This window comes from Pseudomonas sp. M5 (genome assembly GCF_016907075.1).
Taxonomy (GTDB): Bacteria; Pseudomonadota; Gammaproteobacteria; order Pseudomonadales; family Pseudomonadaceae; genus Aquipseudomonas; species Aquipseudomonas putida_E.
The window spans coordinates 182,305-193,611 of record NZ_JAFBBH010000001.1 but is presented as its reverse complement, the minus strand read 5'-3'; the positions used below and the strand labels follow the sequence as shown (position 1 = coordinate 193,611).

The window sequence follows — 11,307 nt, the reverse complement described above, 5'->3', positions numbered from 1 at the left end:
GCTGGCGATGAACCCGATCACCTCAGTGGTGCGCCTGACCCCTGTCGCCCACATCACCCACCGTGCACCTCAGGTACCAGCCACCCTGCCGACAGAAGCGCCGATGACATCCCCGAGCACGGTGGTAAGCCTTGGCCAGCAAGAAAGCCGCGTCGACACCCAGACCTACACGGCCAAAGGTACCCTCGGTAAAGCGCAGACACAGTATGTGTGGGAGCAGGACGGCATCGACAAACTCAGCATGTACATGCTGAGCGCCATTCAGGCTTCCTCCCCCGCAGCGCGCTTCCAAGGGCTTGGCGCTGCCCTGTTGGAGCAACTGGCGGCCAGCGGTGGCCAGCGTATCTCGCAATCCGGGCTGGCGATCGATGATGGCGCGACAACCGACCCGTTGCTGCTGGCCATGCAGCAGGCCAGGTTGCGCGAACACGCCACCAGCAGCGTCAGCTTCAACCTCACTACCGGCTCAGGCGCCACCGTGACGGTGGGGCTCTACAGCAGCACCAACGGCCTGGCCGTGGATGCCGACGTGCAAGGCGGTACGTTGACCACTGACGAGCTCAAAGGCTTGGCAGCGCTTGCGAACAGCTTCCAGGCTGCCCTCAACGGGCTGACCCAGGAACCACCCAGCCTGCAGTTGGGCGCACTGGTCAAGCTCGACCCGGCGCTGTTCACCGGCTTGCAGTTGAATGCCAAATTGCAGAATGCCGGCGGCGACCAGCAAACCTTCGACCTGCAACTGAACGAAGATTCCCGCAACCTCACACTGCAAGGCGCCAACGGCACGGTCAGGATGAACCTCGACACCCAGGGCGGCGCGCTGCTGGGCAGCCAGGCTCAGCGTCAGGCAGCTGTGGCCAATTACCTGACCCAGTTCGACGCAGCACAAAAGCGCGGCCATGGTGACGCGCAACTGATGGCACTGTTCAAGGATGCCTTCAGCCAGCTCAACAGCGTGGACGATACCAGCAAGCGCCCTGCAGGCCATGACCTGGCGCCGAACACGGCCAGCCGCCTGCTGTTGAGCGGCCTGGCCGACTTCGATGCCTCGATCACGCAGACCGAACAGAAGATCAATCCGATGCGGCCTGAAGAAGTGGACCACTTCGACTACAAGGTTTCGCAATCGACCACTCTGCAAGGCCCGGCAGCGACCCTGACCGTGGAGCAGGCGCAACAGGCAAGCATGAAAGCCGCCTGGCATGAAGGCTTGAACCCGCTCGTCGGCCTGACCCTGACCCGCGACAACAAAACGCAGAACTACAGCTATCACACGATCGACGACCAATCCCGCAGCAGCACTCGCCTGGCGTTTGCCGACAACGCCCTGGTCGAGGCGACCGCGACTCAAGAGGCCAGCCAGAAAGAGCGCGTGCGCACCTATCAGGAGGGCGTGCTGCAGGACGATACGACCCATAGCGCAGCGGCCGCCCAGTCTCGCGAACTGCTGGACATGCTTGACGAGATGCTCAGCCAGGATCGGGCTGCGCGGCGTGCAGGGCTGGCCTCTACGCTGCAAGAGCAAGTGGCTGGCATGGGCCATCTGTGGCGACTGCAGTCGGCTCCTGGGCAGATCACCACGTGAGTCGAGACTGACAGGGCTTATTCACGGCGTTCGAATCACGAGCCCAGGGATGACTCGTGATTTCTGGTCAAAAGACCTTGGCGTTGTGCCGTCTTAATCAAGCCCTGCAAAACTTGCACACTGCTCCCCATTCGAACGAGGTCGGCAGCAGGGCGCCCAAGCTCTGGTTCAACCTCAATCACTCAGCAGGAGCAGCCCCATGAGCATTCCATCCTTCGGCCTTGGCACCTACCGCCTCACCGGCCAGGCCGTCATCGACTCGGTAAAGTCCGCCCTGGCGCTGGGCTACCGCGCCATCGACACCGCGCAGATCTACAAGAACGAAGCCGACGTAGGCCAGGCCATTGCCGAAAGCGGCGTACCGCGCAGCGAGCTGTTCATCACCACCAAGATCTGGGTCGACAACCATGGCGCATACAAGCTTGCCCAAAGCTTGCGCGAGAGCCTTGCCAAGCTGCGTACCGACTACGTCGACCTGCTGCTGATCCACTGGCCAGCCCCAGGCAAGGGCATCGAACTGGCCGAGTACATGACAGCTTTGGCCGAAGCCAAAAAACTCGGCCTGACCCGTCAGATCGGCGTGTCAAACTTCAATATCGAACTCACCCGCCAAGCCATCGAGGTGGTCGGCAAAGACGAAATCGCCACCAACCAGGTCGAGCTCAGCCCCTACCTGCAAAACGCCAAACTGGCTGCCTACCTCAAGGATCAGGGCATCACCCTCACCTCGTACATGACCCTGGCCTACGGCAAAGTGCTGAAGGACCCGGTGCTGGCCGAGATCGCCGCCAAGCACAAGGCCACGGTCGCCCAGGTGGCCCTGGCCTGGGCCATGCAGCAGGGATACGCAGTGATCCCCTCCTCCACCAAGCGCGAGAACCTGGCCAGCAACCTGCTCGCCTGCAGCCTGAGACTGGATGCCGACGACATGGCGCGCATCGCATCGCTCGAGCGCAATGGCCGTGAAGTCAGCCCGGATGGCCTGGCGCCCGCCTGGGACTGATTACCCGCTGCATGTCGGTACCGGCCTGTTCCTGGCCGGTACCACTGCTCATTGACCTTTGAACCGGAGCTCCTGATGAGCACGCTTTCCCCAAAACGGGTTTTGTTTGCCCTGGCTATCGGCGCCTTCGGCATCGGTACCACCGAATTCACGCCCATGGGCCTGCTGCCGGTAATCGCGCAAGGCGTCGATGTGAGCATCCCCAGCGCGGGCATGCTGATTACCGCCTATGCCATCGGCGTGATGGTCGGTGCGCCGATCATGACCCTGCTGTTCAGCCGCTTTGGCAAACGCGCCGCACTGATGGCGCTGATGGCCATCTTCACCCTCGGCAACCTGCTCTCGGCACTCTCCCCGGACTACTACACCTTGCTCGCCTCGCGGCTGGTCACCAGCCTCAACCACGGTGCCTTCTTCGGCCTGGGCGCAGTGGTCGCCGCCAGCGTGGTCCCCAAGGACAAACAGGCCAGTGCCGTGGCAACGATGTTCATGGGCCTGACCATCGCCAATATCGGCGGCGTACCTGCGGCGACCTGGGTCGGCCAGCAGGTCGGCTGGCGCATGGCCTTTGCCGGTACTGCAGTACTCGGCCTGTTGGCCATGGCCGCCCTGTGGTACGCGCTGCCCAAAGGTGAGCGTGGCAGCGTGCCCCACGTGCGCAAAGAGCTGGCGGTCATCGCCCGCCCCAGCGTGCTGCTGGCGATGGCTACCACCGTGCTTGGCGCCGGTGCCATGTTCACCCTGTACACCTACGTAGCGCCGGTGCTGGCGGAACTGACCGGCGCTTCAAACAGCTTCATCACCCTCGGCTTGGTGCTGATCGGTGTCGGTTTCACCTTGGGCAACAGCCTGGGTGGGCGCCTGGCCGACTGGTCGCTGGACGGCGCTGCGCGCATCTTCCTCGGTGCTCTGGCGCTGATCATGTTGCTGATGCCGCTGCTACTGGGCAGCCACATTGGTGCGGCCGTCGCGCTGCTGGTCTGGGGCGTGTTCACCTTCGCCGTGGTGCCGCCCTTGCAGATGCGCGTCATGACTGCCGCCATCGAGGCACCAGGGCTTGCATCGTCAATCAACGTCGGCGCATTCAACCTTGGCAATGCCGTTGGCGCGGCACTGGGTGGCACGGTGATCAGCCTGGACCTGGGCTATGCCGCAGTGCCCATGGCCGGCGGCGTGCTGGCGGCGGCGGCCCTGGTGCTGGTATGGCTGGGCGGGCGCGGCAAGGCTGTCGACAAGGCCTTGGGCGCCGCGGTTTAGCCGCTGGCGCAAGCGCTGCACTCTTGCAACGGGCGCAATTATGAAGTGCCCGTTGCAGCCATTCCCCCCAATGCCGCTACAGCAGTACTCTCCTCTACGCCAACCACCGCCAAGGAGCCCCCCCATGTCCCGCCCTCCATTGCCTCCCTTTACCCGCGAAAGCGCCATCGAAAAAGTCCGCCTGGCCGAGGATGGCTGGAACAGCCGTGACGCGGCCAAGGTATCGCTGGCATACACCCCCGATACCGTATGGCGTAACCGTGTCGAGTTCCCGCGGGGCCGTGCCGAGGTCCAAGCCTTTCTGGCCCGCAAGTGGAACCATGAACTGGAGTACCGACTGATCAAGGAGTTGTGGGCATTCACCGACAACCGCATTGCGGTGCGCTATGCCTACGAATACCACGACGACAGCGGTCAGTGGTTCCGTGCCTATGGCAACGAAAACTGGGAATTCGCCGCCGATGGCCTGATGCACAATCGCCACTCGAGCATCAACGAGCAGCCTATCGCCGAAGCGGACCGCAAGTTCCGCTGGCCCTTGGGACGTCGCCCGGACGACCATCCGGGGCTCAGCGAACTGGGGCTCTGACCGCCTTGGGGGCAGAGGGTCGATGCGCCTGCTGGCAATGACATCAGGTCGTCCGCGTGTGGATCATGTCGAACGGCTACTGCCAAAAATGCCAGTTTCCGGCTTCTCTCCCTCCCATTACGCTTTTCTGCGCAACGTTCCCACTCCCACAAGGACAGTGCCCATGGAAAAGCGAGCAATTATCATGCTGGTTGCCGGCCTCGCCGGCGCAGCGCCCCACGCACCGGCAGCTGAACTGCCAGGACGCATTGCAACCGTCGAACATCACACTGCAGCGTGTTTTACCCCTGAAACCTCCGTCAACTGTGAAGTATCGGCAGTGGTTGAGAGCAATGGAAAACTGCTCTTGGCCAACGACAAACGCTTGCCTGCCACGGGGGGGCCGGCCCTGTTCACGCTTGACCTTGAGCAGGGCAAAATCAGTGGTGAGCCTGCGGTGCTGCCTGGGGATGCGTTAAAAGAAGCCGATAAATACGAGGCGCTGACGAAGACGCTGGATGGCCGATACATCATCGCCAGCACCGCCTTCAACAAAGCCGGTACCCAACAAGATCCACGTGCTGACACACTCAGCACCCTCTTGTACTGGCCCGTGGACGATCCTGAAGCTGCAAAACCCTTGTCGCCCTCATCACGAGGCGGGGTAACAAGCTCAATTAGACTGCGCAAACAGATCAGCGAAGCCATTGGTGCGCCTTACTTTCAAATCGAAGGCATTACCATGGCGCCGAGCGAACCGGCGCACGAAAAAGCGGCAGATGGCCAACTGATCATCGGCATTCGCAAACAGGGAAACAGCAGTGCTGACTCGTATTTCGGCTTTCTACTTATTTCAGCGCATGTGAAGTTCAATAATGGAACCATGGAGCTTGTGGAGGCGTTCAAAACCATCCAGAACTTCAACCTCCAGGCGCAAGGCAAGACACTCGGGCTATCAGGTATCGAGTATGACCGGTTCAACAAAGACAGACTCTACGCGGTGACCAGCTTCGAGCAGCAATCCGTTGATGCTGCGGGCAAAAAATCCACTGAAATAGGTGGTTTTCTATGGGCCGTACCGTTCACAGCGGGGAAGCCGGGCACGCCCAAACTTCTGACACGCGAAGACGGCAGTGCGCTGGTGTTCAGCAACAAGCCCGAAGGTGTAGAGGTCCTGGATGCGCACCAGATCATCGTTGTTCACGACGATGACCGCGTTGAGGTGACAACCTCCGAGGCAGGCATCAAACGGGGTGATAATGAGTTTGCCTACAGCAAGATCATTTTCCCGTAAACCCACCCTTGGCCTACCCTGACGCCGGGAGGCCTTTTTTGAGGTTTTCACGCCCTTGACGATGTGGGCGGGCGCCGCATTCCATTCGCTATGCCTCCAACGGCGCCCTCAAGCGCCAAAGGCATCAGCACAAACCGCAAAATAAGGTCTACGCTTGCGACAGCGCAGCAGTACGCCTGGCCATCAGTGCCATGCGCTGACGCGCCCTGGCGTGTGGCAGGCTGCCTGCACCCGGCGCCTGCCTCCTGGTACTGTCGAGCCGCCTGCCCCACCCGCTCATCAGCCGGTCATCGCTAAATCGATAAAGTATTGACCCAGAGCGGCACAAGCCGCACCGCAAGCTGCTAGAACACGAGTCTTTCGCATTTGCAAGCAGAGGGAAATTGCCAGACGAGCTTTACAAGCCACGGAACAGTCAATCAAAAGCACCAGAACAAATGCTATTAATTATCATTACTAAAGTTGCACTTCGTTACTCTTTGCAAGAAACATAATTGACAAAAACGCACGCAATGCCCGAATTTCAAGGCTTTCAGCCAGTTACGAGCGGATTTTGTTCTTAATCCTACGAATAAATTTGCGACAGAAATTTTACTTGCACCGGGTTTACCCATAAAATCAGCGCGATTGATTCAGCTGCGACATTTGGTCACTGCACCTGCGACACCACGTCGCCGCTCTACTTATTTCAGACTGCAGAGCTGGGTCTCTGTATAAGGATCTCTAGCATGTCCGATTCGGCAGGACTCATCGCCCACAACTGGGGCTTTGCCATCTTCCTCCTGGGTGTCGTCGGCCTGTGCGCCTTCATGCTCGGCCTGTCCAGCCTGCTCGGTAGCAAGGCCTGGGGCCGCGCCAAGAACGAACCCTTCGAATCCGGCATGCTGCCCGTCGGCAGCGCCCGCCTGCGCCTTTCCGCCAAATTCTATCTGGTCGCGATGCTGTTCGTGATCTTCGATATCGAAGCCCTCTTTCTCTTTGCATGGTCTGTGTCCGTCCGCGAAAGCGGCTGGACCGGATTCGTCGAAGCGCTCGTTTTCATAGCAATTCTGTTGGCAGGTCTTGTCTACCTTTGGCGCGTCGGGGCACTTGATTGGGCTCCCGAAGGTCGCCGCAAGCGGCAAGCGAAGCTGAAACAATGAGGCTTTGGCAATGCAATACAATCTCACCAGAATCGATCCGGATGCGCCCAACGAGCAGTACCCGGTCGGCGAACGGGAAACCGTTACCGACCAGCTGCTAGAGGACCAGGTCCACAAGAACATCTACATGGGGAAACTCGAAGATGTGCTGCGTGGCGCGGTCAACTGGGGGCGCAAGAACTCCCTCTGGCCGTACAACTTCGGCCTGTCCTGCTGTTACGTGGAAATGACCACGGCCTTCACGGCGCCCCACGACATCGCCCGCTTCGGCGCCGAAGTCATCCGGGCCTCGCCGCGTCAGGCCGACTTCATGGTCATCGCCGGTACCTGCTTCATCAAGATGGCGCCGATCATCCAGCGCCTGTATGAGCAGATGCTCGAACCCAAATGGGTCATCTCCATGGGCTCGTGCGCCAACTCCGGCGGCATGTACGACATCTACTCGGTCGTTCAGGGGGTCGACAAGTTCCTCCCTGTGGACGTCTATGTGCCTGGCTGCCCGCCACGCCCTGAAGCTTTCCTGCAAGGCTTGATGCTGCTGCAGGAGTCGATCGGCCAAGAACGACGCCCGCTTTCCTGGGTCGTTGGTGATCAAGGTATTTACCGTGCCGAGATGCCAGCCCAGAAAGACCTGCGTCGTGAGCAGCGCATTGCCGTAACCAACCTGCGCAGCCCCGACGAAGTCTGATCCAGCGACCTGCCGCCCGCTCCCGAAGGAGCCGGCGGCCTGGCTTCATTCTTAACGTTGACCCAAAGCGACCGAGACCATGACAGCGGACAACGCTATTTTCATTCCGCCTTACAAGGCTGACGACCAGGATGTGGTCGTCGAACTGCACAACCGTTTTGGCGCCGAAGCATTCGTCGCCCAGGAAACCCGCACCGGCATGCCCGTGCTGTGGGTCAAGCGCGCCCAGCTCAAAGAGGTGCTCAGCTTCCTGCGCGGCGTCACCAAGCCATACAGCATGCTGTACGACCTGCACGGTGTCGACGAACGCCTGCGCACACAGCGTCGCGGCCTGCCTGCCGCCGATTTCAGTGTGTTCTACCACCTGATGTCGGTCGAGCGTAACAGCGACGTGATGATCAAGGTGTCGCTCAGCGAAGGCGACCTGAACCTGCCGACCGTGACCGGCATCTGGCCAAACGCCAACTGGTACGAGCGCGAAGTCTGGGACATGTTCGGCATCGACTTTGCCGGCCACCCACACCTGAGCCGCATCATGATGCCGCCGACCTGGGAAGGCCACCCGCTGCGCAAGGACTACCCGGCCCGCGCCACCGAGTTCGACCCCTACAGCCTGACCCTGGCCAAGCAGCAGCTTGAAGAGGAATCGGCACGCTTCAACCCGGAAGCCTGGGGCATGAAGCGTCAGGGCGCCAACGAGGACTACATGTTCCTCAACCTGGGCCCCAACCACCCGTCTGCCCACGGTGCGTTCCGTATCGTCCTGCAGTTGGACGGCGAAGAGATCGTCGACTGCGTACCGGACATCGGCTACCACCACCGTGGTGCCGAGAAGATGGCCGAGCGCCAGTCCTGGCACAGCTTCATCCCCTACACCGACCGTATCGACTACCTGGGCGGGGTGATGAACAACCTGCCGTACGTCCTGGCGGTAGAAAAGCTGGCAGGTATTCAGGTGCCGCAGAAGGTCGACGTGATTCGCATCATGCTCGCCGAGTTCTTCCGCATCACCAGCCACCTGCTGTTCCTGGGTACCTACATCCAGGACGTCGGCGCCATGACTCCGGTGTTCTTCACCTTCACCGACCGCCAGCGCGCCTACACCGTGATCGAGGCGATCACCGGTTTCCGCCTGCACCCGGCCTGGTACCGCATCGGCGGCGTCGCTCACGACCTGCCGCGTGGCTGGGACAAGCTGGTCAAGGACTTCGTCGACTGGCTGCCCAAGCGCCTGGACGAATACACCAAGGCTGCCCTGCAGAACAGCATCCTCAAGGGCCGTACCATTGGCGTTGCCGCGTACAACACCAAAGAAGCGCTGGAATGGGGCACCACCGGTGCCGGCCTGCGCGCCACCGGCTGCGACTTCGACCTGCGCAAAGCGCGCCCGTACTCCGGCTACGAGAACTTCGAGTTCGAAGTGCCGCTGGCCCACAACGGCGATGCCTACGATCGCTGCATGGTCCGTGTCGAGGAGATGCGCCAGAGTATCCGCATCATCGACCAGTGCCTGCGCAACATGCCGGAAGGCCCGTACAAGGCGGATCACCCGCTGACCACGCCGCCGCCGAAAGAGCGCACCCTGCAGCACATCGAAACCTTGATCACGCACTTCCTGCAAGTCTCGTGGGGCCCGGTCATGCCGGCCAACGAGTCGTTCCAGATGATCGAAGCGACCAAGGGCATCAACAGTTACTACCTGACGAGCGATGGCGGCACCATGAGCTACCGCACCCGGATCCGCACCCCGAGCTACCCGCACCTGCAGCAGATCCCTTCGGTGATCAAAGGCAGCATGGTCGCGGACCTCATCGCGTACCTGGGCAGTATCGACTTCGTTATGGCTGACGTGGACCGCTAAGCATGAACAGCACGCTTATCCAGACAGACCGTTTCGCCCTGAGCGAAACCGAGCGCTCGGCCATCGAGCACGAGATGCACCACTACGAGGACCCGCGCGCGGCGTCCATCGAAGCCCTGAAGATCGTCCAGAAGGAACGCGGCTGGGTGCCGGACGGCGCCATCTACGCCATCGGCGAAGTGCTCGGCATCCCTGCCAGCGACGTCGAGGGCGTGGCCACCTTCTACAGCCAGATTTTCCGCCAGCCTGTCGGCCGCCACATCATTCGTGTGTGCGACAGCATGGTCTGCTACATCGGCGGCCACGAGTCGGTGGTCAGCCAGATCCAGAGCGAACTGGGCATCGGCCTGGGCCAGACCACCGCAGACGGTCGTTTCACCCTGCTGCCGGTGTGCTGCCTGGGCAACTGCGACAAGGCCCCGGCGCTGATGATCGATGACGATACCTTTGGCGACGTGCAGCCTGCTGGCGTTTCCAAGCTGCTGGAGGGTTACGTATGACCATCACTTCCTTCGGCCCGGCCAACCGCATCGCGCGTTCGGCCGAAACTCACCCGCTGACCTGGCGCCTGCGTGACGACGGCGAGCCGGTATGGCTCGACGAGTACCAGGCCAAGAACGGCTACGCTGCCGCCCGCAAGGCACTGGCAGAAATGTCCGCCGACGACATCGTGCAGAGCGTCAAGGACTCCGGCCTCAAGGGCCGTGGCGGCGCGGGCTTCCCCACTGGCGTGAAGTGGGGCCTGATGCCCAAAGACGAATCCATGAACATCCGCTACCTGCTGTGCAACGCGGACGAAATGGAGCCCAACACCTGGAAAGACCGCATGCTGATGGAGCAACAGCCCCATCTGCTGGTCGAGGGCATGCTGATCAGCGCCCGCGCCCTGAAGGCCTACCGCGGCTACATCTTCCTGCGTGGCGAGTACACCACTGCGGCGAAGAACCTCAACCGCGCCATCGATGAAGCCAAGGCTGCCGGCCTGCTGGGCAAGAACATCCTCGGCTCGGGCTTCGACTTCGAGCTGTTCGTGCACACCGGTGCCGGGCGCTACATCTGCGGTGAAGAAACCGCACTGATCAACTCGCTGGAAGGCCGCCGCGCCAACCCGCGCTCCAAGCCGCCCTTCCCTGCCGCCGTGGGTGTGTGGGGCAAGCCGACGTGCGTGAACAACGTCGAGACCCTGTGCAACGTGCCGGCCATCGTCGCCAACGGCAACGACTGGTACAAGTCGCTGGCCCGCGAAGGCAGCGAGGACCACGGCACCAAGCTGATGGGCTTCTCAGGCAAGGTGAAGAACCCGGGGCTGTGGGAGCTGCCATTCGGCGTGACCGCCCGTGAGCTGTTCGAAGACTACGCCGGCGGCATGCGCGACGGCTTCAAGCTCAAGTGCTGGCAGCCAGGCGGCGCCGGTACCGGTTTCCTGCTGCCCGAGCACCTCGACGCGCAGATGTACGCCGGCGGCATCGCCAAGGTCGGCACCCGCATGGGTACGGGCCTTGCCATGGCGGTCGACGACAGCGTCAACATGGTTTCGCTGCTGCGCAACATGGAAGAGTTCTTCGCCCGCGAATCGTGCGGCTGGTGCACCCCCTGCCGGGACGGCCTGCCGTGGAGCGTGAAGATGCTGCGCTCCCTGGAAAACGGCCAGGGCCGTGCCGAAGACATCGAGACCCTGCTGGGTCTGGTCAACTTCCTCGGCCCAGGCCGTACCTTCTGCGCTCACGCACCCGGTGCCGTCGAGCCGCTGGGCAGTGCCATCAAATACTTCCGCTCGGAGTTCGAGGCCGGTGTGGCGCCTGAAAGCGCTGGCACCCTGCGCCCGAACCTGGCAAAGCCAATCCAGGCCGGGCCGATTGTAGTCGGCGCATAAAAAGATAGAACGCGGGTGGTCCGTGCCACCCGCCAG

10 protein-coding genes are annotated in these 11,307 nt (G+C 61.7%); all 10 read left to right on the top strand.

What is annotated here, in order from left to right; all coding sequences use genetic code 11:
- Positions 1-7: 7 nt before the first annotated feature.
- The 10 genes from JOE27_RS00865 (at position 8) to nuoF (ending at position 11,271) form a co-directional block, all read left to right on the top strand.
- A complete protein-coding gene (locus tag JOE27_RS00865; protein ID WP_204917575.1) occupies positions 8-1,585 on the top strand; it encodes a hypothetical protein in 1,578 nt (525 codons plus the stop codon).
- Positions 1,586-1,784: 199 nt separating this feature from the next.
- A complete protein-coding gene (gene dkgB, locus JOE27_RS00860) occupies positions 1,785-2,588 on the top strand; it encodes a 2,5-didehydrogluconate reductase DkgB (RefSeq protein ID WP_174141647.1) in 804 nt (267 codons plus the stop codon).
- A gap of 75 nt (positions 2,589-2,663) precedes the next feature.
- Entirely contained in the window at positions 2,664-3,845 is a 1,182-nt protein-coding gene (locus JOE27_RS00855; RefSeq protein WP_115275301.1) for an MFS transporter, read from the top strand.
- Positions 3,846-3,969: 124 nt separating this feature from the next.
- A complete protein-coding gene (locus tag JOE27_RS00850; RefSeq protein WP_046787243.1) occupies positions 3,970-4,434 on the top strand; it encodes a DUF1348 family protein in 465 nt (154 codons plus the stop codon).
- Positions 4,435-4,597: 163 nt separating this feature from the next.
- Positions 4,598-5,707 (top strand): hypothetical protein, encoded by a 1,110-nt coding sequence (locus JOE27_RS00845; RefSeq protein WP_196997822.1) that lies wholly within the window; start codon positions 4,598-4,600, stop codon positions 5,705-5,707.
- Between the two features lie 728 nt (positions 5,708-6,435).
- Positions 6,436-6,849, top strand: coding sequence for an NADH-quinone oxidoreductase subunit A (locus tag JOE27_RS00840; protein ID WP_003251427.1), 414 nt, complete (start codon positions 6,436-6,438; stop codon positions 6,847-6,849).
- Positions 6,850-6,859: 10 nt separating this feature from the next.
- A complete protein-coding gene (locus JOE27_RS00835) occupies positions 6,860-7,537 on the top strand; it encodes an NADH-quinone oxidoreductase subunit B (RefSeq protein ID WP_012313769.1) in 678 nt (225 codons plus the stop codon).
- Positions 7,538-7,616: 79 nt separating this feature from the next.
- Positions 7,617-9,398: an NADH-quinone oxidoreductase subunit C/D gene (gene nuoC / locus JOE27_RS00830; RefSeq protein WP_125923254.1), complete on the top strand. Its 1,782-nt coding sequence runs from the start codon at positions 7,617-7,619 to the stop codon at positions 9,396-9,398.
- Between the two features lie 2 nt (positions 9,399-9,400).
- On the top strand, positions 9,401-9,898 hold the full coding sequence (gene nuoE, locus JOE27_RS00825; RefSeq protein WP_012313767.1) for an NADH-quinone oxidoreductase subunit NuoE: 498 nt from the start codon (positions 9,401-9,403) through the stop codon (positions 9,896-9,898).
- On the top strand, positions 9,895-11,271 hold the full coding sequence (gene nuoF / locus JOE27_RS00820; protein ID WP_012313766.1) for an NADH-quinone oxidoreductase subunit NuoF: 1,377 nt from the start codon (positions 9,895-9,897) through the stop codon (positions 11,269-11,271). Before nuoE ends, nuoF begins: the two co-directional genes overlap by 4 nt.
- Positions 11,272-11,307: the final 36 nt, after the last annotated feature.